The following is a 24160-nucleotide window of genomic DNA, read 5'->3' on the forward strand; positions in this document are numbered from 1 at the left end:
TGTCCGCCAAATTTGCTGCCGGGCGCCCCGCGCGATCCGACCGCGCCGGCTTGTCCCTGCGCGCGGCGATGCCTAGAGGTTCGCTCCGATGCTTGCCCGACTTGACCATGTCCGCAACTGGATCTTCGATCTGGACAACACGCTCTATCCGGCGAGCGCCGATCTGTTTTCGCAGGTCGACGCACGGATGACCGGCTTTATCCAGGACCTGCTCGGGCTCGAGCATGACGAGGCGCGGCGCGTGCAGAAGGGCTATTTCCACAATCACGGCACGACGCTGTCGGGGTTGATGACCGAGCATCAGGTCGATCCACACGCGTTCCTCGCGCATGTCCATGACATCGAGATGGACGTGCTGAAGCATGACGCGCCGCTGGTCGCGGCGATCGCCAAGCTGCCCGGGCGCAAGCTGATCTTCACCAACGGTGACACGCCCTATGCGCTGAAGATCCTCGACCGTCTCGGGCTTGGCGCGAGTTTCGAGGCGATCCACGACATCCATGCGATGGACCTGATGCCCAAGCCGCATGCATCGGCCTATGCAGGCTTTTGTACCGCGTTCGACATCGACCCCACGCAATCGCTGTTCGTCGACGACATGGTCCGCAATCTGCTGCCCGCCAAGGCCATCGGCATGACGACGGTGTGGGTCGACAACGGGTCCGAACAGTCGCCGGGCGCGGAACGCGACCATATCGATTTCACCATCCCGGTGCTCGCGCCGTGGCTGGAAACCATCCTGGAGACATCATGAGCAACCTGCAGACGATCATCGACGCCGCCTGGGACGACCGGGCCAATCTCGGTCTGGAGACGAAGGGCGAGATCCGCGATGCGGTCGACAGCGCGCTGGCGATGCTCGATGCGGGCACCGCGCGGGTTGCGGAGCCCGCCGGTGACGGGTGGCAGGTCAATCAGTGGCTGAAAAAGGCCGTGCTGCTGTCGTTCCGCCTCAACGACAATGTCGTGATCGACGGCGGATCGGGTGGCGCACCCGCGTTCGACAAGGTGCCGTCGAAGTTCGCGGGCTGGGGCGAGGCGGAGTTCCGCGCGGCGGGCATCCGAGTCGTTCCCGGTGCGGTTGCGCGCCGCGGCAGCTTCATCGCCAAGGGCGCGATCCTGATGCCGAGCTTCGTCAATATCGGCGCCTATGTCGGTGAGGGCACGATGGTCGACGCCTGGGCGACCGTCGGATCCTGCGCGCAGATCGGCAAGAACGTCCATCTGTCGGGCGGTGCCGGCATCGGCGGCGTGCTCGAGCCACTTCAGGCCGACCCCGTGATCATCGGCGACGGCGCATTCATCGGCGCGCGTGCCGAGGTCGCCGAGGGCGTTCGCGTCGGTGAGGGCGCGGTGCTGTCGATGGGCGTGTATCTGGGCGCGTCGACCAAGATCATCGACCGCGCGACCGGCGAGGTCTTCAAGGGCGAAGTGCCGCCCTATGCGGTCGTCGTGCCGGGTTCGATCGGCGGCGGGGACGGCAAGCCCGCGCTCTATTGTGCCGTGATCGTCAAGCGCGTGGACGCGCAGACGCGGTCGAAGACGAGCATCAACGACCTGTTGCGCGACTAATCCGGCCGCGGTGATGGTCGCGCAGACACTGCTCGCGATCGTCGCCGTCTACGTATTGGCGATCCTGTGGCGGGGGCGGACGTTCCGCGCTCGCCTGCCAACACGATCAGGGAGCGGCCCTGCAAAGCGTATGACGGCCTGGGCGGTCGGGTTGGCGGTGTCGTTCGGTCTGCCCGCTCTGATTGGCCTCGTACTGCTCGGCCAAAATCCGCTCGCGGCGGCGCAGCCGGCGGCAATCGCGCTGGTGCCGGACGACTGGCCGCGCCTGCCGATCGCGCCACTGATCCTCGGCATGGCGCTCGGCACGCTCGCGAACGCGGCGATCACGCATGCCTTGTGGCGCCGCGGCCGCCGCGCGTTCCAGATCGGCACCTTCCCCGATGTCCTGCCGAAGACGCGCAAGGACATTCTCCCGGCCATCGCCCTCGCGATCAGTGCCGGGGTCAGCGAAGAGCTGTTCTTCCGCCTGTTCCTCCCGCTGCTGATCGCGCTGGTGTCCGGCAGCGCGCTGGCCGGGACGATCATCGCCGCCCTCTGCTTCGGCGGGGTGCACCGCTATCAGGGGTGGCGCGGCGTCGTTGCGACGACGCTGTCGGGCGTGGCGCTGTCCATGCTCTACGGCCTGACGAACAGCGTGTGGATGGCAATCGCGTTTCACATCGCAATCGACATCAACGCGCTGGTCGTGCGGCCGATGGCGCGCGGGGCGTGGCGCGCCTAGTTCTTCATCCGCCAGCCGGTCTTGAAGATCAACGCGATCACGATGAGGCAGGCGACGAGGAACGCCGCGGTCACCGCGAGGCTGATGCCGACCGCGACATCACCTTGCCCGAAGAAGCTCCAGCGAAACCCGCTGATCAGATAGACGACCGGGTTGGCCAGGCTGAGCGTGCGCCAGGGCTGGGGCAGCATGTCGATCGAGTAGAAGGCGCCACCCAGAAACGTCAGCGGCGTGATCAGCAGCGCTGGGACGAAGTTCAGCTGTTCGAAGCCGTTCGCCCAGACGCCGATGATGAAGCCGAACAGGCTGAACGCGACCGCCGTCAGGATCAGGAAGGCGAACATCGCGAATGGATGCGCGATATGCAGCGGCACGAAACAGGCGGCGGTCGCCAGGATGATCAGGCCGATGATCACCGACTTGGTGGTCGCCGCCCCGACATAGCCGATCACCATCTCCACCGCGGACACGGGCGCGGAGAGCAGTTCGTAGATCGTGCCGGTGAATTTGGGGAAGTAGATCCCGATCGATGCATTCGCGATGCTCTGCGTCAGCAGCGACAGCATGATAAGGCCGGGGACGATGAAGCTGCCATAGCCGACGCCGCCGACCTCCTGCATCCGGCTGCCGATCGCACCGCCGAAGACGATGAAATAGAGCGACGTCGTGAGGACGGGGGTGACGAGGCTCTGCCACAGCGTGCGCAGGGCCCGAGCCATTTCGAAACGATAGATCGCCCAGACGCCGTGCCAGTTGAGGAAGGGGGTGTTCATGCGCGCTCTCCGACGAGATCGACGAAGATGTCCTCGAGGCTCGACTTGCTGGTTTCGAGATCCTTGAAGCCGATGCCGAGTTCGGCAAGCTTGCGCAGGAGCGAGGGGATGCCGGTATGGTCCGCCTGTGCGTCGAACACATAGCGCAGGCGCTTGCCGTCGTCCTGCAGCGACACGTCCCATTCGGCAAGCTCGGGCGGGATCGCGGTCATCGGTTCTTGCAACGCCAGATCGAGCTCGCGCTTGCCCAGCTGTTTCATCAGCGATGCCTTGTCGTCGACGAGCAGCAGTTTGCCCTTGTTGATCACACCGACGCGGTCGGCCATCTCCTCGGCCTCCTCGATATAATGCGTGGTCAGGATGATCGTCGTGCCGCCCTCGCGCAGGCGGTGGACGAGCTTCCACATGTCGCGGCGCAGCGCGACGTCGACGCCCGCGGTGGGTTCGTCAAGGAACAGGATCTCGGGCTCGTGGCTCAGCGCCTTGGCGATCAGGACGCGGCGCTTCATCCCGCCCGACAATTCCATGATCTTGGCATGGCGCTTGTCCCAGAGCGACAGGTCGCGCAGCACCTGTTCGATATAGGCGCTGTGGCCCGAGCGACCGAACAGGCGGCGGCTGAAGGTGACGGTGGCGAGCACCGTCTCGAACATGTCGACGTTCAGCTCCTGCGGAACCAGACCGATGCGGCTGCGCGCCTGCTTATAGTCGTGGATCGCATCGAAGCCCGCGACCGTGATCGTTCCTGCGCTGGGCGTAACGATCCCGCAGATGATGCTGATCAGCGTCGTCTTGCCGGCACCATTGGGTCCGAGCAGCGCGAAAATCTCGCCCTTGCGGATGTCCAGGTCGACGGGGTGGAGTGCGGTGGTACCGCTTTTGTAGGTCTTCGTGACGCCCGCAACGGACAGGATCGGTTCGGTCATTGGGGCCCCTTTTAAGTGAGGGGAAGATGGGGGCGGTGGGGTGTGAAAGTAAGGCCTGACGCGACCCCATCGTCATACCCGCGGAGGCGGGGATCCATATACTCGGACGTTCGCAAATATGGGTCCCCGCCTCCGCGGGGATGACGAAATGGGGGTTTGCGAGGTCGGCTTATCCGGCGCGGGCGGCGGCGACCGCCTTTTGCAGGTCCTCGAGCGGCAGTGCGCCGGACAGGATGCGGTCGCCGACCACCCAGCTCGGCGTGCCCGTCATGCCGAGCTTGGCCGCGGTTTCCATGTTCTTGCCGATCTCGGCATCGGCGGTCTTGGTGAAGCCTGCCGGATTGATGTCGACCCCGGCCTTCGCCGCTGCCGCCGCGATCGTCGCGTCACTGACCTGACCGCCGGCGTAGAGCGCGTCGTGGAACGCCGCAAACTTGCCCTGTTGGGCGGCGGCGAGGCTCGCGCGGGCAGCGATGCGGCTTTCCGCGCTGAGGATCGGCAATTCGCGAAAGACGACTCGGACCTTGGGGTCTGCGGCGATCAGCTTTGCGATCATCGGCAGGCTCGCGCGGCAATACCCGCAATTATAATCGAAATATTCGACGAGCGTGACGTCGCCCTTGGGGTTCCCCGCCCAGGCGCTGCCGAACGGCGTGACGATCGCGTCGCGGTTGGCAGCGACCGTCTTGCCCGACTCGCGGTCGCGCAGTTTCTCCATCGCTTCGGGCAGGATCTCGGGATGCGCGAGCATGTAATCGTGGACGATCGCCTCGACCTGTGCGCGCTCGACGCCACCGCCCTGGCGATCATAGCCCCACACCGCAAATCCTCCCAGGACCGCCCCGACCGCCGCGATGGCGGGCAACATCATCTTGTTCATCGGCGCCGCTTATACTGCTTGGGATTGTCGTCCATCTCGTTCTGCGCGGCCATCGCAATATCCTGCGCGCGGATCCAGTCGGGGGTGTTGGCGGGGATGTTGGCGAGCGCATATTGCGCGCTGGCCGACGCGGTCCGCATGTCGCCGCCCATGCTCGCGCGCTCGGCGGTGGCGAGCGCCGCGCGCGCGGTATCGCCGGTCAGTTCGTAGACGGTGCCGAGCTGCATCCAGGCGAACGGATTCTGATCGTCGCGGCCGACCGCGGTGCGCAGGACCTTGGTCGCCTCGGGATAATTCGCCTTGTTCTCGGTCGCGATCAGCGCGTGGCCGAAGGTCGTGGCGATCAGCGGGTTGTTGCGCGATCCCTCGGTCGCCTCGCGCAACGGGACGAGCGACTCGACCGGCCTGCCCGCCTCGAGAAGGATCTGGCCCTTGATTTCGAGGAAATAGGGATCGTCGGGCCTGGCCTTTACCAGCGCGTCCGCCTCGGCATCGGCTTTGTCGGGATATCCCGATTTATGATAGGCATAGGCCCGCGCGTAATGCGCGTAGATCGACTGGTCGCTCGGCGGATAGCTTTGCAGCGTGCGCGGCGCGGGCAGGACATACCCGGCAAGCTTGGCCTTCACGCGGCGGAAGCGTTCCTCGAGCGCGGCATCGGGCTTGTTCGCCCAGGCGGGCGACGCCTGGAGATCCGCGGTCAGCGCCGAGACGCGCTCGCCCGACAGCGGATGTGACTGCATGAACGGGTCGATATTGGCGGTGCCGAAGCGATATTCCTGCTGCTGAAGCTTCTTGAAAAAGCTCAGCATGCCGCGGCCCGTGACGTTGGCCTCCTGCAGATATTTGGCGCCGCTGGCATCCGCGGTGGATTCCTGCGTGCGGCTGAACGCCAGGTAGTTGCCCATTGCCGCCTGCTGCCCGGCGGCCATGATCCCCGCGCCCGCCTCGCCGCTGCCCGCCGCCATCGCTGCCAGGCCGAGCACCATCGAGAGCAGGTACATGCCCATGGCGGGTTTGGTGCCGCGATCGGAGAGCACGACATGCCCGTCGGCGATGTGGCCGAGTTCGTGCGCGATCACGCCCTGGACTTCGTTCGCATTGTCCGCCGCCTGGAGCAGGCCCGAATGGACATAGACGGTCTGGCCGCCCGCGACGAACGCATTGATCGAATCGTCGTTGATCAGCACGACCTTGACGTCGCGCGGCGACAGGCCTGCCGCCGTGATCAGCGGGCCGGACATTTCGGCGAACATCGTTTCGGTTTCCGCATCGCGGAGGATCGACTGCGCCTGCGCGGGTTGCGCCCAGAGCAGGAGGGTGGCGGTCAGGGCCGCGACGAAGCGCTTCATATCGCGCAGTATCGTCGATCGGCGGCGGGGGAGCAATGGCGGGGGCGACGACGTGGGCGGGTCCGACGCCCGATGGTGAGCCGCAGGACGTAGCACGACCCAAGCGGCCGATCGCGGGAGGCAATTGGTCCGAACGCGCCGACATGAAAACGGGCGCGACCTTTCGATCGCGCCCGTCTCACCGGCTATGCTCTGGTGTCAGCCGAAGGTGCGCTGCCACCAGCCACGGCGCGGCGCGCCGTCGGGGTCGTCGTTCGTGCCCGGCGCGTCGGCGTCCTGCGGCTGGACCTCGACCTGCGGTGGCGTGGTCTCGACCGGCGCGGCGAGCACCTCGCTGGTCGGGGCGGCGTCGCCGGCCTCGATCACCGCGGCCTTGCGCGGCCGACCACGCGGCTTGGCGACCTTGGCAGGGGCCTCCTCGACGGCTGCGGGCTCGACCGCCGTATCGCTCGCCTTGCGACGCGCGCGCTTGGGCTTCGGCGCGGACGCCTCCAGCGTCTCGGCAGGCGTAGCGCCGACCTCGTCCATCGTCGCATCGGCAACCGCCTCGCGACGACGCCGTGCAGGCTTGCGCGCCGGCTCTGCCGCGACCGGATCGGCAGCGGCCTGTTCCTGCGGCTCGGCCGCGGCCGGCACTTCGGACACAACCGGCTCGGGGGCCAGGGTCGTCTCATCGGCCGTCTCGGCCGTCTCGGCCGGACGCGGCTTGCGACCCCGACGCGACTTGGGCGCCGTCTCGGCGACCGGGTCAGCGTTGATCGTCGCGGCGGCCGCACGCGCGCGCGGGCGACGACGCATCTTGGGAGCCTCGGCGATCGGCGCGGACGGCGCCTCCTCGAACACCGACTCGGCCTCGGACGTCTCGACCGGCGCAAATGCCTCCGGCTCGGGCGCCTCGGCGATCAGTGCCGCGGTGTCGATGCTGCTGACGGCAATCGACTCGCCCGTCTCGGCGCCGGTCTGCTCGCCGCCCTGCTCGTTGCGCCGACCACCGCGACGTCCGCGACGTCCGCGACGACGACGGCCTTCGCCTTCGACGCCGTTGGCCTGTTCGGCCGGAGTCGTACCTTCGATCTCCTCGCCACCGCCAACTTCGACGATCTCGCCGACGCCCTCGTCGATTTCCTCGACATTGGTGTCCGCGTCCTCGAACGCACCATCCTCGTTAGTACCACCGACGGCGCCGTCCTCACCCGGGCGCGCACGGCCCCGACGACCGCGGCGGCGACGCCGCTTCTTGCCGCCCTCGCCATCGGCATCGCGGCCTTCACGCGGCGCGGTCTGCTCACGACCGCCTTCGCGGCCCCCCTCACGACGACGCGGCTGTTCGGCCTCGGCCTCCTCGACCTCGTCCTCCTCGATCTCGTCCTCGATCTCCTCGGGAAGGTCGTCCTCGTCCTCTTCGATGATCTGGACAAACTTCGGCGGATGCGCGGGCGGCGGGCCACTGGCCTCGACCGTCATGTGCGCGCCTTCCTCGTCCTGGCCGGGAATGATCTCGACGATCACACCGTAGCGATCCTCGATCTCGGCGATGTCGGCACGCTTGCGGTTGAGGATGTAGACCGCAGCCTCCTGGCTCGCGCGCAGCGTCAGCAGCGAGCCGCGACCGCGGGCGGCCTCGTCCTCGATGAGGCGGAGCGCGGAGATGCCCGACGACGATGCGGTGCGGACCAGGCCGGTGCCCTCGCAATGCGGACAGGCGCGGGTCGATGCTTCCAGCACGCCGGTGCGCAGCCGCTGGCGGCTCATTTCCATGAGGCCGAACGACGAGATGCGGCCGATCTGGATGCGCGCACGATCGTTCTTCAGCGCCTCCTTCATCGCCTTCTCGACCTTACGGACGTTGGAATTGTTATCCATGTCGATGAAGTCGATGACGACGAGCCCGGCCATGTCGCGCAGGCGCAGCTGGCGGCCGATTTCCTGTGCGGCCTCGAGGTTGGTCGCGGTCGCGGTCTGCTCGATGCTGTGTTCGCGCGTCGAGCGGCCCGAGTTGATGTCGATCGAGACGAGCGCCTCGGTCGGGTTGATGACCAGATAGCCGCCCGACTTCAGCTGGACGACCGGATGGTACATCGCCGACAGCTGGTCCTCGACGCCCGCGCGCTGGAACAGCGGCACAGGGTCGGCGTAATGCTTGATGCGCCGGGCGTGCGTCGGCATCAGCAGGCGCATGAACTCGCGCGCCTGGCGATAGCCGTCCTCGCCCTCGACGATGACCTCTTCGATTTCCTTGTTGTAGATGTCGCGGATCGCGCGCTTGATCAGGTCGCTGTCGCCGTAGACGAGCGCGGGCGCCGACGCCTTCAGCGTCGCTTCGCGGATCCCGTCCCACAGACGGGCGAGGTAATCGAAGTCGCGCTTGATCTCGACCTTGCTGCGCTGCAGCCCCGCGGTGCGGACAATGCAGCCCATCGACGGCGGCAGCTGCATGTCGGCCATGATCGACTTCAGGCGCTTGCGATCGCCCGCGTTGCTGATCTTGCGCGAGATGCCGCCGCCGTGGCTGGTATTGGGCATCAGCACGCAGTAGCGGCCCGCCAGCGACAGGTACGTCGTCAGCGCTGCGCCCTTGTTGCCGCGCTCTTCCTTGACGACCTGGACGAGCAGCACCTGACGGCGATGGATCACGTCCTGGATCTTGTAGCGGCGGCGCAGGTTCATGCGACGCTCGCGCAGATCCTCGACCGCGGCCTCGTCGCCGTTCGGCTTGCGCTTGCGACGCGGGGCCTCGCCGGTCTCTTCGCCGCCTTCGAGCTCCTCGGCGACGTCGGGATCTACCCCGCCATCGTCCTCGAAGCGCTCGATATCGTCCTCGTCGTCACCCTCTTCGTCGTCCGCGTCATAGTCGGCGCGCAGGGCTGCCTCCTCGGCGGCATGCTCGGCCTCTTCGCGGAGCAGCGCGTCGCGGTCTTCCTTGGGGATCTGGTAGTAATCGGGGTGGATTTCGCTGAACGCGAGGAAGCCGTGGCGATTGCCGCCGTAATCGATGAACGCCGCCTGGAGCGACGGCTCGACCCGCGTGACCTTGGCGAGGTAGATATTGCCCTTGAGCTGCTTGCGCTCGGCGCTCTCGAAATCGAATTCCTCGATCCGGTTACCCTTGACGACGGCGATCCGGGTTTCTTCCCGGTGGCGTGCGTCGATCAGCATACGCGTTGTCATAATAGATTCTCCGCGCGCGCGCCGGGCCTGATGGCAGCCGTCGCGCGCTTGATGGTGGTGCGGTCGGACACGGACGCCCGGACTCGCGGAAGGTATGCGAAACTGCCTCTGCTCGACGCGCATGCCGCGGGAACTCACCCTGCGGCGCCCGCACGACCGCGATCCCGTCGGCGAAGGCCGATCGGTGAGCGGGGCGGGGGGAATGCGTCATTCGAGCGTCAACCTGAAATTGCCGCGCCGTCGAGGATCCGAAGGCGGGCGTTGAGACCGGCGCGTCGCTGGCAAACTCTAGCGACGCACGGGTGCACGGCAGGACTAGCACCGCATTGCAGATCCCGCAACTGGCCCGGCGCGGGGCCGTCCGAAGCCTTGAAACCCGGCATTTTCACAGGCTGTATTTCCGCGCGGTGATCTGTCCGGCAGCCGCGCCGGCAGCCACGGATATGGGAAAACCAAGGCAAACAGGCTATTAACCCTGCTCCGCAAGATCCTCTTGCGGGGGCGTGGCGTAGGCGTCTCGTTTCGGTCGGCTCGACCGATCCAGGGAGTGTAGAATGGCTTTTCGCTGGACCGGCAGCGCGGTCGCACGGCATGGACGCAGGATGGTTGCGATCATCGCCCTGCTGCTCGGCTGGCTGTCCGGCGTTCCGGCGCTGGCGGCGACTGTACAGAGCATCGCGATCGGCCGGACGCAGATCGTGATCCGCTTCGATGCACCGGTCAGCAGCGGCGCGAGCCAGATCCTGACCGGACAACGGCAGATCGCGGTCGATATTGCGAACGCGACGCCCGGCGGACCCGTGAGGCCGGGCGGCGTCGTGACCCGCATCACGCAGCGCCGGCACGGCGGCTCCGGGCTGCGGATGTTGTTCGACCTGTCCGAGCCGGCCATCGTCGCCGATGGCGGGTTTGATTCGCAGGGACGCGAATTGACGCTGGCCTTGCGCCGCGTCGACGATGCGGCCTTTACGCAGGCCAGTATCGCCGGCCCGCTGAATTTCTTCCCGTTCACTTTCGCCGCACGACCGGCGCCGCGGTACAAGGTGTCGATCCCGGTGCCGCCCCGCGCGCGCGGGATTGCGCTGCCGCGGGTCGAGGGCGACGACATGCGTCCGCTGGTGGTGATCGACGCCGGACATGGCGGTGTCGATCCCGGCGCGATCGGGCCTGACGGGCTGCGCGAGAAGGACGTGACCCTCAAGGTCGCCAAGGCGATCCGTGACGCGCTGTTCGCGTCGGGCCGGGTGCGCGTCGCGCTGACGCGGAGCGACGACCGGTTCCTCGTGCTGCGCGAGCGGTACGGCGTCGCACGGCGGTTGAAGGGGGACCTGTTCATCTCGGTCCACTGCGACAGTACCGGATCCGAAGGCGCGAGCGGCGCGACTGCCTATACGCTGTCAGAGGTTGCGTCCGACAAGGAGGCGGCGCGGCTAGCCGCGCGCGAGAACAAGGCGGATGTGATCTCCGGGGTGAATCTGGGCGAGGCGCCTGCCGACGTGTCGTCGATCCTGATCGACCTGACGCAGCGCGAGACGATGAACGCGTCCGCCACGTTCGCGCGGTTGCTGGGACGCGAGGCCAAGCCGTTGATGCCGCTCAAGCCGAATTTCCACCGCATGGCGTCGCTGATGGTGCTCAAGGCGCCCGACATGCCCTCGATCCTGTTCGAGACGGGCTATATTTCGAACCCGCAGGACGCGGCGTTTCTCGACAGCGACGAGGGGCGGCAGCGGATTGCGGAGAGCGTGACGCGCGCGGTCACTGTGCATTTCGCGCGGCGGATGGTGGCGCGCTGATCCGGCCGGTTGCGCTCACGGCAAGAGCGCGGCATCCTGACGGCTAGTACCCCGGCGGAGGCCGAGGCCCGGTTGGAGGACGTTCCGACTGGGCTTCGGCCTCCGCCGGGGCACGTGTTTCTGGTTAGGACGATCTGATGACCGACGCGACGCGGGGCGTATCCGAGACCGGGCCCGAGACGAGCATGCGCGAGCTTACCTTTCGCGGGGTCGTGCTCGGCGCGATCATCACGCTGCTGTTCACCGCGGCGAACGTCTATCTGGGTTTGAAGATCGGGCTGACCTTCGCGACGTCGATCCCCGCCGCGGTGATCTCGATGGCGGTGCTGCGGCTGTTCAAGGATTCAACGATTCTGGAGAACAACATCGTCCAGACGATCGCGTCCGCCGCGGGCACGCTCGCGGCGATCATCTTCGTGCTGCCCGGCCTCGTCATGATCGGCTGGTGGCAGGGGTTCCCGTTCTTCACCACCGCGGCGATCACGATGTTCGGCGGCGTGCTCGGCGTGCTGTTCTCGGTCCCGCTGCGCCGTGCACTCGTCGTCGACACGGTGCTGCCCTATCCGGAGGGCCGCGCGGCCGCAGAAGTGCTCAAGGTCGGCGCGGGCAGCCGTGAGGGCGGCGAGGAGAGCGCACGCGGGCTCGGCATCATCGTCGTCAACGCGCTGGTGTCGGCCGGGTTCGCGATCCTGACGCAGACCAAATTGGTCGCTGCCGAGGCCGCGACGTGGTTCCGCGTCGGCGCAGGCGCGACCGGGATTTCGGGTGGACTGTCGTTCGCGCTGCTGGGCGCGGGGCATCTGGTCGGAATCTCGGTCGGGATGGCAATGTTTACGGGCGTGGTGATCGGCTGGTGGATCCTGCTGCCGATCCTGACCTCGGCGGGAAGCGTAACCGGCACCGCGGAGGTGATCGCGACGACCGTGTTCCGGTCGGACGTGCGGTTCTTCGGTGCGGGCGTGATCGGCGTCGCGGCGATCTGGACCTTGCTCAAGATCGCAGGACCCGTGGTCGGCGGCGTGCGATCGGCGCTGGCGGCGTCGGCAGCCAAGCGCGGCGGCGAAGTGCTGGCACTCGAGGAGCGCGACATCCCGATCGGGATCGTCGGGATTGCATCGCTGGCGATGCTCGTCCCGATCGGGATCCTGCTGTGGACGGTCCTCCAGGGCGGGCCGCTCGAGGCGTCGGCGATCGGGCTGATCGCGGGGAGTCTCGCGTTCATCCTCGTCATCGGCCTCGTGATCGCGGCGGTGTGCGGGTACATGGCGGGGCTGATCGGCGCGTCGAACTCTCCTGTGTCGGGCATCGGCATCCTCGCCATCCTCGCCGCATCGATCCTGCTGGTGTCGTGGTTCGGTCGCGCAGTCGAGCCGGGGACGACGCAGGCGCTGGTCGCCTACGGCCTGATCGTGACGGGCGTGGTGTTCGGCATCGCGACGATCTCGAACGACAATCTTCAGGATCTGAAGACCGGGCAGCTGGTCGGTGCGACACCATGGAAGCAGCAGGTCGCGCTGCTGATCGGCGTGGTGTTCGGGTCGATCGTCGTGCCGCCGGTACTCAACCTCCTCGGCAGCACGCTCGGCTTTGCGGGTGCGCCGGGGGCTGGGCCCAATGCGCTGGCCGCACCGCAGGCCGCGCTGATCTCGGCGCTCGCCAAGGGCGTGCTGGGGGGCAATCTCAACTGGGCGATGATCGGCTATGGCGCGATGACCGGGGTCGCGGTGATCGCGCTCGACGAACTGCTGGGCAAGGCGGGCAAGCTGCGGTTGCCGCCGCTGGGCGTCGGGCTGGGCGTGTATCTGCCGATGGCGGTGACGTTGCCGGTCACGATCGGCGCGGTGGTCGGCTATGCCTATGACCGCTGGGCAGACCGCGCGCGCGATCCCGAGCTCGCCAGGCGGATGGGCGTGCTGACCGCGACGGGAATGATCGTCGGTGAATCGCTGTGGGGCGTGGGGTTTGCCGGGATCGTCTATCTCACCAACCAGGAGACGCCGCTGGCGCTGGTCGGGGAGGGGTTCATACCCATCGCGCTGGTCGGAGGGACCCTGCTGTTCGCGCTGCTGACCTGGGTGATGTACCGGCGGACGATGGTGGCGTCGCGGTAGGAGGCTGGTTCCCCGCGAAGGCCGTTCCCCTCACTGGGCTCCCGCCTNCACGGTCCGCCATTATCTCCGTCGCCCAACTTGGGCCCCGGCCTTCGCCGGGGTGGAGTCCTAAGGAGGGAGCGACCGTCCTTCACTTCATCGCGGCGAGCATGTCCGTGATCTTCACGAAGGCGAAGCCGATCGAGCTGTCCGCGATGCCGTAAGGCAGGAACAGCGCATCGCCGTGGCGCAGCGCGCCGCAGCTGTAGACGACGTTGGGGACATAGCCCTCGCGATCCTGATCCTTGGCGGCGAGGATCGGCTGCTGCGTGCGGCCGATCACCTTTGACGGGTCGTCCTTGTCGAGCAGCACTGCACCGATCGAATATTTGCGCATCGCGCCGACGCCGTGCGTGAGCAGCAACCAGCCCTCGTCGAGCTCGATCGGCGGGCCGCAATTGCCGATCTGGACGAGCTCCCATGGATAGAGCGGCGTCAGGATCTTCTCGCCGTCGTCCCAGTCGGTCAGCGTGTCCGACTTCAGCAGGAACAGGTTCTCGCCGTCCTGCCGGCCTATCATCATATACTGACCGTTCACCTTGCGCGGGAACAGCGCCATGCCCTTGTTGCGCGCGGCGGGGCCAGTCATCGGGACGAGATCGAACGCGCGGAAATCGCGCGTCCGCATCAGTTCGGACTGGATGACCGAACCGTTATAGGCGGTGTAGGTGCCGATCCATTCATAATCGCCATTGTCGTGCTGGAACCGGACGATGCGCAGATCCTCCAGCCCCTTCGACTGCGCCTGGGTGATCGGGAAGATCACAGTGCCGCTGAGCGTGCTGTCGCGGTGGCGATAAACGGTGACGGGGCCCTGCGGCATCTCGTCTTCGCCGCTGCCGACCGCGTCGGTCGCGGTGGCGAAGGGCGGCTCGGGCGCGAGCTTCATCAGATTCTGGTCGGTGATGATGCCTTCGCGGAACGCGACCGACGAGATGTGACCTTCGCCCACCGCGCGCATCGACATCAGGATCCGCAGGCTGCCCGGGGGCATGCCCGACTGGTCGAAATGCGGCACCGCGCTGGGGTTCATCAGCGCGGCGGCGGCATAGCTGTATTCATGACAGAAATAGGCGCCGATCAGCTGGCGCTTCTCATCACCGATATCCGCGCCGTTGAGCCCGAGCATGTCCTCGATCTGGTCGTAGCGCGTCATGAACACGCGCCGCGTCTGCCAGTGCCGCGCCTCGAAATCCTTCAGCACCACCTCGAGCTGGATCCGCGCCTCGGCGTTCGTCATCTCGAGGACTTCGCCGACCAGTCGCTCGGTACGACTGGGTGCACCGGCATTGCCGGCCCAGGCGATATGAAAGGGCCGGACGACGACCCGTGACGGGTCGGCGTGCAACCGCAGCTGGTGGGTAAACAGGTCCATCGTGCTTATGCCTCGCGTGCCGTTCCACCTTGGGACGCCGACGCTAGCGAGGCTATGCGACGACGCGCGAGGCTCCTGCCACGCTTTGGGCTGCGTTTGATACCCCCGAAATCGCACAATTGGCCAATTGCAGCGCCAAAATCGACTCTGCACCCTGGTTACGGTTCAATCCCGTCGGCATCAATCCATCGAAACAGCCACCATCGGCAATGCTCGCGAGCGGCAGGTTGAGGTCATTCCCGCCCAGGAACCAGCGATAGGCGCGCTCGGCCTCGTCACGCCAGCGCAGGTCGCCGGTGGCCTCGAACGCCGCCATGCAGGCATCGACGGTGGCCTGTGCCTCCAGCGGCTGCTGGTCGAACTGCAGCGGATCCTCATAGGAGCGTCCGAAGCTTTCCGTACCCACTGCGCGGAAGCGACCCTCGGGCGAGGTCTGCTTGGCGACGATCCATTCGAGTGTCGCCAGACCGCAATCGATCAGGTCCTGGCGGCCGAGCGCCTGGCCCGCACGGATGAGCGCCTGTGGCAGGCGAGCATTGTCATAGGCAAGGACGATCTCGAACCACTGCCACTCGGGACGTCGCGTCTTCTCGAGCAGTGCCAGATGGACATCCGGGAACTTTGCCAGGATCGACAGCGAGAGCTGATGCCCGGGGCTGGCCTCGAGCATCGCCGCCGCGCCGAGCATCGCAAAGGCCTGAGCGCGCAGGCTGCCGAGCTCGAGTGCACAGGATGCGGTCGAGTCATACATCGCCGTCGCCCAGTCGCGATGCTTGGCCAGCTGTGCATCGCGTGCGGTGATGCCGAGCGCCCAGACGGTGCGACCGTTCGAATCCTCGGACCCGACATCCTCGCACCAGGTCCGGTCGAAGCTCATGAAGTTGCGAAAGCGACGCTCGTCGGGGTTCCAGGCATATTGTACGAACGACGCATAGATCGTCGTCCACTTGTCACGCTGGACCTCATCCATGTCCGGCATCGCACTCATCAGCATGAGCGCACGGCAATTGTCGTCGATGCAATAGCCATGCCGGCGATCGGGGATCGAGTAGATCGAATGCTGGAGCATGCCCGTCGAATCACTCATCCGTTCGACGGCCGCGAAGTCAGGCGCAAGCGGCTTCAACGGGGGCGAAGGTTTTGCCAGACGAAAAGGGCGTGCCGCGACCACCGCGCGGATCTCTGCCATCGATGTTTCGGCAAGCTGTGGCCAGATCATCGTACGACCGCGCGCATAGGCGCGTTCGGCCAGGCGATGGCGGTCGCGATCACTCGACAGCAGCATGTCGATTTCGCGCGCAAAGGCAGCGACATCGCCGAACGGGACAAGGACGCCATGCCCATCGGCGAGGATTTCCGTCGCATGGACGTACGGGGTCGAGATGACGGGCTTGCCGACGCCGATGGCGTAGCTGAGCGTGCCCGAGGTGATCTGCGCCGGGTTGGTGTAGGGCGTCACATAGATATCTGCCGCCTGCAGATAGCTCAGCAACTCGTCATGTTCGACAAACGCGTCGATGAAGGCGACATTGCCCGCCACGCCACGGGCTTCGGTCAGCGCCTTGAGACGATCACGATAGGCCTCGCCCTGATGCGAGACGAGATTGGGGTGCGTCGCGCCGAGCACGACGTAGAGAAGATTGGGATGGCGTTCGATGACCGCGGGCAGCGCCTCGATCACCGTTTCGATGCCCTTGTTCGGCGCGAGCAGCCCGAAGGTCAGCACGACCTTGCGACCTTCCCAGCCGAATTGCGCCTTCAGCGTGTCGGGTTCGACGAGGTCACGATCGGGCACGCCGTGCGGGATCATCACGATCTGCCGCGGGCTGGCGCCATAAACGCGCTGGAGGATGTCGCGGCCACGCTCCGCCATCACGATGACGCGCGCGGCACGGCGCAACAGGCCCTCCATCACGCGGCGTTCGTCGGGATTGGGACGTTCGAGGATCGTGTGCAACGCAACGACGACCGGCAGCGTCGTGCGGTCGAGCAGCGCGAGCAGATAGTCCCCGGCCGGGCCACCATAGATGCCGTATTCGTGCTGAACCCAGATTGCCTGGGCGCCGCTCGCATCAATCTTGCGCGCGGCATCCAGATAGGCGGTCAGGTCAGTTTCGGGGATCGTTCCAACGACTTCCGGCGGATACTCGTACAGGCCAGGATGATCATCCATCGCATAGACGTCGACCGCGACCTCGGGAAAGCGCGCCCGCATCGCGGTGAACACATCCGTCGTATATGTCGCGATACCGCACCGCCTCGGCAAAAAATTGCCAATGAGTGCCAGCCGCGTGATCTTGGTCCCGTCCGCCGGTAACGCCATACCCTGTCCTTTGTCTGAGCGCGCATAACAGGCTAACCCGGCATCGCGCTCACCCCCAACGGCTGACAAGGTATGAAAGTTGCATTAATATTGCACTGCAACACACGCTTTGATGTTAAACTTTATCAACATCACTGCATGCGACGACAGCGTCAGCCACGCCCGCGATACGGGGCGACGCCCTGATCGGGCAGCCAGAGATCGGCAGGGGGCGCCGACGACTGCCAGAAGACGTCGATCGGGATCCCGCCGCGCGGATACCAATAGCCCCCGATCCGCAGCCAGACCGGCTTCATTTCGTCGAACAGCCGCTCGCCGATGCCGACCGTGCAGTCCTCGTGGAAGCCGGCATGGTTGCGAAAGCTGCCCAGGAACAGCTTGAGCGACTTGGATTCGACGATCGTCTCGCCGGGGACATAATCGATGACGAGATGCGCAAAGTCGGGCTGGCCGGTAACCGGGCAGAGCGAGGTGAATTCGGGCACCGCGAACCGCACCAGATAGGTCCGGCCGACGCGCGGGTTGGGCACGTAATCGAGCACGGCCTCTTCGGGCGAGGCGGGGAGGGCGCTGTTCTGGCCCAGATATAACGGGTTTGTAGGAGCGGTCATGGTCCGCCATGTAGGATGCGATGCGCTCCAAGAAAACCACGCTCGTGCCGATCCTCGGCGACCAGCTCTCGCTGCAGATCGCCTCGCTGAACGGGGCCGACCCGGCGGCGACGATCGTGCTGATGATGGAGGTCGCCGACGAGACGACCTATGTCCGCCATCATCGCCGGAAGATCGCCTATATCCTGTCGGCGATGCGGCATCACGCCGAGGCACTGCGCGAGGCGGGCTGGACCGTCGACTACGTCACGCTCGACGATCCGGAGTCGACCGGCAGCTTCACCGGCGAGGTCGCGCGCGCGATCGGGCGGCATGATCCGGCGCGGATCATCGTCACCGAGGCCGGCGAGTGGCGCGTTGCGGGGATGCTGGACGCGTGGGAAACGCTGTTCGGCCTGCCGGTCGAAATCCGCGCCGACGACCGCTTCCTCGCCAGCCATGCCGAGTTCGAGGCCTGGGCGGAGGGGCGCAAGCAGTTGCGGATGGAGTATTTCTACCGCGAGATGCGCCGCCGCACCGGGTTGCTGATGGATGGCGAGAAGCCCGAGGGGGGCGAGTGGAATTACGATGCGGAGAACCGCAAGCCGGCCAAGGCCGACCTGCTGATGCCGCGCCCGCTCTCCTTTGCCCCCGATGCGATCACGACCGAGGTGCTCGCGATGGTCGCGGCGCGGTTCGGCGAGCATCCCGGCAGCCTCGATGCGTTCGACTTCGCGACGACGCGCGAGGACGCGCTCAAGCAGCAGCGGCATTTCCTCAAGCATGCGCTGCCGCGGTTCGGGGATTATCAGGATGCGATGCTGACCGACCAGCCGTTCCTGTGGCACGCGGTGCTGTCGCCCTATATCAATTCGGGGCTGCTCGATCCGGTCGAACTGTGCCGTGCGGTCGAGGCGGAATATGCCGCCGGGCGCGTTCCGCTCAACTGTGCCGAGGGGTTCATCCGCCAGATCATCGGCTGGCGCGAATATATGCGCGGCATCTACTGGCGCGAGGGGCCGGAGTATGTCGAGCGCAACTTCCTGGATGCGAGGCGTGACCTGCCGGGCTTCTACTGGTCCGGCGAGACCGACATGCACTGCCTGTCGCAGGCGATCGGACAGACGCTCGACCATGCCTATGCGCATCATATCCAGCGGTTGATGGTGACGGGCAATTTCGCGCTGCTGATCGGCGCGGACCCGAAGCAGGTCCATGAATGGTATCTGGAGGTCTATGCCGATGCGTATGAATGGGTCGAGCTGCCCAATACGCTGGGCATGAGCCAGTTCGCGGATGGCGGGTTGCTGGGGTCGAAGCCCTATGCGGCGTCGGGCGCGTATATCAACCGGATGTCGGATTATTGCGGGCATTGCCGCTATGACGTGAAGCAGCGCGTCGGGGAGAATGCGTGTCCTTTCAATGCACTGTACTGGGATTTCCTGGTACGCAACGCGGACAAGCTCGATCGCAACCCGCGACTGGCGATGCCGTATCGCAACTGGGCTAAGATGAAGCCGGCGGACCGGGACGCGACGCTGGCGCAGGCAAAGGAATTTCTGGCGCGGCTCGACGGCTGAGCGCTACATTTGCCGTCAGGACGGGTGTAACGCCGTCGATAGGAGTAGGCGGATGCCGCATTTCGGCGATTACCAGAACGCGATTTACAACGCCGGTCTGAGCGGCGTGATCCCCAAGCTGCCGGTCGATTACGCGACGCTCGAACAGCGCGCGAGCGCGGCGATGCCGCCATCGGTGCTGGGCTATGTCCAGGGCGGCTGCGGCGACGAATTCACGCAGGACAACAATGCACATGCGTTCCGCCACTGGGGCATGACGCCGCGGATGATGGTCGATTGCAGCAGGCGCGACCTTTCGGTCGAGCTGTTCGGGATGCGGCTGCCGAGCCCGGTCTTCATGGCGCCGGTCGGGGTGATCGGAATCTGCACGCAGGACGGTCACGGCGATCTCGCCGCCGCGCGCGCCTCGGCCGAGACGGGGGTGCCGCTGATGGCGTCGACGCTGTCGAACGATCCGCTCGAAAGCGTGGCGGGGGCGCTGGGCGAGACGCCGGGGTTCTTCCAGCTCTACACGCCCAAGGACAAGGCGCTGGCCGAGAGCCTGGTGCGCCGGGCCGAGGCGGCGGGGTATAAGGGGATCGTCGTCACGCTCGACACCTGGGTGACGGGATGGCGGCCGCGCGACCTGAACGTCGCGAACTTCCCGCAGCTGCGCGGCGCGGTGCTGATGAACTATTTCTCAGACCCCGTCTTTCGCGCGATGCTCGCCAAGCCGCCCGAGGAGGATGGCGCGGCTGCGGTGCGGCAATGGGCAGGCGTGTTCGGCAAGGTGCTGACCTGGGACGACATGGCGTGGCTGCGCTCGCTGACGACATTGCCGCTGATCCTGAAGGGGATCTGCCATCCCGACGATGCGCGGCGCGCGATCGATGCGGGAGCGGATGCGATCTATTGTTCGAACCATGGCGGGCGGCAGGCCAATGGCGGGATCGCGGCGATCGACATGCTGCCGGGTGTGGTCGCCGCAGCGGGCGACGTGCCCGTGCTGTTCGATTCAGGGATCCGGTCGGGGAGCGACGTGGTGAAGGCGATCGCGCTCGGCGCGCGCGCGGTCGGGGTCGGACGGCCCTATGCGTATGGCCTCGCGCTCGATGGGGCGGCGGGGGCGGCGCATGTGCTGCGGTGCCTGCTGGCGGAGGCGGATCTGCTGATGGCGGTCAATGGCTGGCCGACGATCGCCGATGTGTGCGCGGCAGGCGCGGTGCGGATCTAGCGCGTCACGGCGAGGAAGGGGGCGAGCGCGTCCCAGGCAGGCTGCTTGGCGGCGCGGCCGATCGTGTGGAGCGGGCTGCTCGACGGCAGCGCGACGATCTGCGGGCCGAGCGTTCCGAGCCCCTGTCTGAGCCCCAGCTTCAACGCGGTGGCGCCGTTGAACGCGATCGCGCGGAGGTCGGGCAGGCGCGCGACAAGGTCGGCGACCGCATTGTCCTGCGCATCGAGGATCGCGGCGTCGGTGCTGCCGACGCGGTGCGCCGACCCGATCACGTCCCACAGCGCCACGCCCGCATCGCGCAACGCGACCAGCCGCTCGTCATAGGCCAGCGCGACCAGATCGCGCGCCACGACGCCCGACATCAGCGCCCAGAACTGGTTCTGCGGATGCGCATAATAGCGCGCTTCGGCAAGCGAACGGTCGCCGGGCAGGCTGCCGAGGACGAGCAGCCGCGCATCGTCGGCGGCCACGGGCGGGAAGGAGGATTTACGCGTCATCGTGCCCGACGACGTGGCGATTGCGCGCGATCGTGCAAGCATTCTATGCAGACGCGCATGAAGATCCTGCTGTCCGCAAGCCTCGCCGTGCTCGCTCTTGCAAGCGCCCCCGCCACCGCCCGCCAGCTGACCATCGACGATGTCGTCAAGCTGTCGCGCGTGTCCTCGCCCGCCGTGTCGAAGGACGGCCGCTGGCTGGTGTGGGAGCAACGCGAGACCGATCTCGCCGCCGATCGCGGCCGGTTCGACCTGTGGCGGCTCGACCTTAGCCGCAAGGGTGCGAAGCCCGAACCGCTGATCGCCGAAGCCGATGTGAACGAGACCGGCGCGCAATTCTCCGCCGATGGCGCAACCGTCTTTTATCAGTCGGACAAGGGCGGCAGCGACGCGGTCTGGTCGATCGGCATCGCCGGCGGCACGCCGCGCAAGCTGACGAGCTTCGAGGGCGGTTTCGGCGGGTTCAAGGTCGCACCGACCGGGGACAAGCTGGTGATCTGGGCCGACCGCAAGCCCGGCGCGCCGAGCCTAGCGCCCGCGATGGTCAAGAAGGACCCGAATGCCGGGGCGGGGCGGACCTATGATCAGCTGTTCGTGCGGCACTGGGACACATGGTCGAATGGCGACCGGTCGCAGCTGTTCGTGCTGCCGCTGACGGCCGCGGGCGCGCAGGGAGACGGCGTCGCGGTCACTGGCGGTCTGATTGGTGACGCGCCGTCGAAGCCGTTTGGCGGTGGCGAGGAAGTGTCGTGGAGCGCGGACGGCCGGACGCTGTATTTCGCACTGCGCGAGGCGGGGCGCATCGAAGCGACCTCGACCAATCTCGACATCTTCTCGGTCCCTGCGGACGGCTCCGCGGCACCGGTCAACCTGACGGCGGCGAACACCGGCATGGACAATCTGCCGACGGTGTCGCCCGATGGCCGCACGCTCGCCTGGTTCGCAATGGCGCGCGCCGGGTTCGAAGCGGATCGCCAGGTACTGATGACGCGCGACCTGGCGAGCGGTCAGGTCCGCGCGATGACGCAAGCCTGGGATCGCTCGGTCGCGTCGATCGCGTGGAGCCCCGACAGCAAGCGGATCTACGTCACCGCCGACGACACGCAGGAGACTCCGGTGTTCGCGGTCGACCCTGCCACGGGCGCAGTGACGCGACTGACGCAGGAGGGCCATGTCGGCGCGGTCGTGCCGACGCCCAAGGGCGTCGTCGTCGCGATCAGCAGCCTGACCGCGCCCGATGATTTCTATGCGCTGGCGGTGAAGGGCAAGCGGATGCCGAAGCCGGAGCGGCTGACCTCGGTCAACGCGGCAAAGCTCGCGGGCATCGACATGCCGACTGTCACGCGGTTCAACTTCAAGGGCGCGAACGACGACATCGTCTGGGGCTATGCGGTGAAGCCGTATGGCAGCCCGGCCTCGACCCAGAATGGGAAGGTCCCGGTCGCCTATATGGTGCATGGCGGGCCGCAGGGGTCGAGCAACAACAGCTGGTCCTATCGCTGGAATCCGGCGGTGTTCGCGGGTGCGGGCTACGGGCTGGTCGCGGTCGATTTCCACGGGTCGACGGGGTACGGCCAGGCCTTCACCGACGCGATCAGCAACAATTGGGGCGGCTGGCCGCTCGAGGATCTGCAAAAGGGGCTGGCGGCGGCGACTGCCAAATTCGGCTGGCTCGACGGCGACCGCGCCTGCGCGCTCGGCGCGTCCTATGGCGGCTATATGATGAACTGGATCGAGGGGAAGTGGCCCGACCGGTTCAAGTGCATCGTCCAGCATGACGGCGTCTTCGATGCGCGCGCGATGGCGTACGAGACCGAGGAGCTGTGGTTCGACGAGTGGGAGCATGGCGGCAAGACCTATTACGAGGATCCGGCCACGTTCGAGAAATGGAACCCGGTCAACTTCGTCGCCAACTGGAAGACGCCGATGCTGGTGATCACCGGCGAGAAGGATTTCCGCATTCCCTACACGCAGGGGCTCGCGAGCTTCACCGCGTTGCAGCGGCGCGGGATCCCGTCGCGGTTGCTGGTCAACCCGAACGAGAATCACTGGGTGCTGAAGCCGAAAAACAGCCTGCAATGGTATGGCGAGGTGATCGGCTGGATGGACAAGTGGACGGCGAAATAGGGGGCGCATTTCCCACGCCCTACCGGGCAGGCTGCTTCCCCTACGCCGTCATCCTGACGAAAGTCAGGATCCAGGGTAATGGGCGCTGACGTTCTTGGCTCTGGATTCTGACTTTCGTCAGGAGGACGGGAATGGAAGGAGCCGCTAGCCGCTCAGTGCGCCTTGGGCTTCTTCACCGCGTGGAGGCCAAGTGCGATCGCGCCGCCGAGGATCAGGCCGACCACGCCCGACAATGCGGCGTTGACCACCCAGTTCACCACGCCCTTGGCGACCGGCACCGCGGCGGCGGCGCCCGCGGCGGCATCGTGAATGAAGTGCGGGATCGTCGTCAGTCCGAAATCCTCGATCCCGTGGACGATGATCTGTCCACCGACCCAGACCATCGCCGCAGTGCCGACGACCGACAGCACCGACATGACGACCGGCATGCCCTTGACCAGGCCGCGTCCGAACGCCTGGACCGCGGGGCTTTTCCGCTCGGTCAGGTGCAGGCCGATATCGTCCATCTTCACGATCAGCGCGACGACGCCGTAGACGAGGATCGTGATCGCGACGCCGACCAGTGCAAGCACGATGGCCTGTTCCCAGATCGGTTCGGCGGCAACGTCCGACAGCGCGATCACCATGATCTCCGCCGACAGGATGAAATCGGTGCGGATCGCGCCAGAGACCTTCTGGTCCTCGAGCGTCTTCGGATCGATCGAGTCGGTGGCTTCGGCTTCGGCATGGCCGCCGCCGAGCGCTTCGAGGATCTTTTCCGCACCCTCGAAGCAGAGATAGGTCCCGCCGATCATCAGCAACGGGGTCAGCGCCCAAGGCGCGAACGCGCTGAGCGCAAGTGCTGCGGGGAGGATGAAGAGCAGCTTGTTGCGGAACGAACCGAGTGCGATCTTGCCGATCATCGGCAATTCGCGCTTGGGCGAGAACCCGACCATGTAGCGCGGCGTGACCGCGGCATCGTCGACCACCACGCCGATCGCCTTGCTGCCCGCCTTGCCGGTCGCGGCACCGATATCGTCGAGGCTGGCCGCGGCGAGCTTGGTGATCCCGGCAATGTCGTCGAGCAGTGCGACCAGTCCTGTGGGCATCGATGGGTCCTTCGCGTGATCGGTAAGAGGCG

General features: G+C 66.4%; 18 protein-coding genes. 8 read left to right on the forward strand and 10 right to left on the reverse strand.

Annotation, left to right across the window (positions count from 1 at the left end; all coding sequences use genetic code 11):
• Positions 1–88: 88 nt before the first annotated feature.
• From IFS44_RS12625 to IFS44_RS12635, 3 genes are read left to right on the forward strand one after another with little or no spacing between them, the layout of a single operon-like run.
• The gene (locus IFS44_RS12625) at positions 89–754 is read left to right on the forward strand and encodes a pyrimidine 5'-nucleotidase (protein ID WP_192098694.1); all 666 of its coding nucleotides are present in this window, start codon (positions 89–91) and stop codon (positions 752–754) included.
• Entirely contained in the window at positions 751–1572 is an 822-nt protein-coding gene (dapD, locus tag IFS44_RS12630) for a 2,3,4,5-tetrahydropyridine-2,6-dicarboxylate N-succinyltransferase (protein WP_037529708.1), read from the forward strand. The genes IFS44_RS12625 and dapD overlap by 4 nt, the downstream gene beginning before the upstream one ends.
• 13 nt (positions 1573–1585) lie before the next feature.
• Positions 1586–2293 (forward strand): CPBP family intramembrane glutamic endopeptidase, encoded by a 708-nt coding sequence (locus IFS44_RS12635; protein WP_192098695.1) that lies wholly within the window; start codon positions 1586–1588, stop codon positions 2291–2293.
• On the opposite strand, the gene IFS44_RS12640 is transcribed toward IFS44_RS12635, so the two are convergent.
• The 5 genes from IFS44_RS12640 to IFS44_RS12660 all read right to left on the reverse strand — a co-directional run bounded on the left by IFS44_RS12640 (position 2290) and on the right by IFS44_RS12660 (position 9392).
• Positions 2290–3066, reverse strand: a complete 777-nt coding sequence (locus IFS44_RS12640) for an ABC transporter permease (protein ID WP_192098696.1) — start codon at positions 3064–3066, stop codon at positions 2290–2292. The genes IFS44_RS12635 and IFS44_RS12640 overlap by 4 nt on opposite strands.
• Positions 3063–3992, reverse strand: coding sequence for an ABC transporter ATP-binding protein (locus IFS44_RS12645; protein ID WP_031394471.1), 930 nt, complete (start codon positions 3990–3992; stop codon positions 3063–3065). The genes IFS44_RS12640 and IFS44_RS12645 overlap by 4 nt, the downstream gene beginning before the upstream one ends.
• Before the next feature lie 169 nt (positions 3993–4161).
• Positions 4162–4872: a DsbA family protein gene (locus IFS44_RS12650; RefSeq protein WP_192098697.1), complete on the reverse strand. Its 711-nt coding sequence runs from the start codon at positions 4870–4872 to the stop codon at positions 4162–4164.
• A complete protein-coding gene (locus IFS44_RS12655) occupies positions 4869–6224 on the reverse strand; it encodes a M48 family metalloprotease (RefSeq protein WP_192098698.1) in 1356 nt (451 codons plus the stop codon). Before IFS44_RS12655 ends, IFS44_RS12650 begins: the two co-directional genes overlap by 4 nt.
• A 198-nt stretch (positions 6225–6422) precedes the next feature.
• On the reverse strand, positions 6423–9392 hold the full coding sequence (locus IFS44_RS12660) for an Rne/Rng family ribonuclease (protein ID WP_244650273.1): 2970 nt from the start codon (positions 9390–9392) through the stop codon (positions 6423–6425).
• A 554-nt stretch (positions 9393–9946) separates the two neighbouring features.
• On the opposite strand from IFS44_RS12660, the gene IFS44_RS12665 reads away from it, so the two are divergent.
• Together IFS44_RS12665 and IFS44_RS12670 are read left to right on the forward strand one after the other, a co-directional pair.
• Entirely contained in the window at positions 9947–11188 is a 1242-nt protein-coding gene (locus IFS44_RS12665) for an N-acetylmuramoyl-L-alanine amidase family protein (protein WP_244650275.1), read from the forward strand.
• Positions 11189–11325: 137 nt separating this feature from the next.
• Positions 11326–13299 carry an OPT family oligopeptide transporter gene (locus tag IFS44_RS12670; RefSeq protein WP_244650277.1) on the forward strand — a complete coding sequence of 658 codons (1974 nt, stop codon included), beginning with the start codon at positions 11326–11328 and terminating at the stop codon, positions 13297–13299.
• A 130-nt stretch (positions 13300–13429) separates the two neighbouring features.
• On the opposite strand, the gene IFS44_RS12675 is transcribed toward IFS44_RS12670, so the two are convergent.
• The 3 genes from IFS44_RS12675 to queF form a co-directional block, all read right to left on the reverse strand.
• Entirely contained in the window at positions 13430–14713 is a 1284-nt protein-coding gene (locus IFS44_RS12675) for a glycoside hydrolase family 130 protein (RefSeq protein ID WP_192098699.1), read from the reverse strand.
• 52 nt (positions 14714–14765) lie between these two features.
• Complete coding sequence (locus IFS44_RS12680; protein ID WP_192098700.1) at positions 14766–17036, reverse strand: glycosyltransferase family 4 protein; 2271 nt, start codon at positions 17034–17036, stop codon at positions 14766–14768.
• A 152-nt stretch (positions 17037–17188) separates the two neighbouring features.
• Positions 17189–17647 (reverse strand): preQ(1) synthase, encoded by a 459-nt coding sequence (gene queF / locus IFS44_RS12685; RefSeq protein ID WP_037527914.1) that lies wholly within the window; start codon positions 17645–17647, stop codon positions 17189–17191.
• A 20-nt stretch (positions 17648–17667) separates the two neighbouring features.
• On the opposite strand from queF, the gene IFS44_RS12690 reads away from it, so the two are divergent.
• A complete protein-coding gene (locus tag IFS44_RS12690) occupies positions 17668–19206 on the forward strand; it encodes a cryptochrome/photolyase family protein (RefSeq protein ID WP_166747107.1) in 1539 nt (512 codons plus the stop codon).
• A gap of 52 nt (positions 19207–19258) precedes the next feature.
• The gene (locus IFS44_RS12695) at positions 19259–20419 is read left to right on the forward strand and encodes an alpha-hydroxy-acid oxidizing protein (RefSeq protein ID WP_192098701.1); all 1161 of its coding nucleotides are present in this window, start codon (positions 19259–19261) and stop codon (positions 20417–20419) included.
• Here the strand turns inward: IFS44_RS12695 and IFS44_RS12700 are convergent.
• Positions 20416–20916, reverse strand: a complete 501-nt coding sequence (locus tag IFS44_RS12700) for a DNA-deoxyinosine glycosylase (protein WP_192098702.1) — start codon at positions 20914–20916, stop codon at positions 20416–20418. The two genes, IFS44_RS12695 and IFS44_RS12700, sit on opposite strands and share 4 nt — an antisense overlap.
• Positions 20917–20973: 57 nt before the next feature.
• Between IFS44_RS12700 and IFS44_RS12705 the strand changes: the two genes are divergently transcribed.
• Positions 20974–23040 (forward strand): S9 family peptidase, encoded by a 2067-nt coding sequence (locus IFS44_RS12705; RefSeq protein WP_192098703.1) that lies wholly within the window; start codon positions 20974–20976, stop codon positions 23038–23040.
• 152 nt (positions 23041–23192) lie between these two features.
• Here the strand turns inward: IFS44_RS12705 and IFS44_RS12710 are convergent, their stop codons facing one another.
• Positions 23193–24128, reverse strand: coding sequence for a DUF808 domain-containing protein (locus IFS44_RS12710; protein ID WP_192098704.1), 936 nt, complete (start codon positions 24126–24128; stop codon positions 23193–23195).
• Positions 24129–24160: the final 32 nt, after the last annotated feature.

The organism is Sphingomonas sp. CFBP 13706 (assembly GCF_014842355.1).
GTDB classification, from domain to species: Bacteria; Pseudomonadota; Alphaproteobacteria; order Sphingomonadales; family Sphingomonadaceae; genus Sphingomonas; species Sphingomonas aerolata.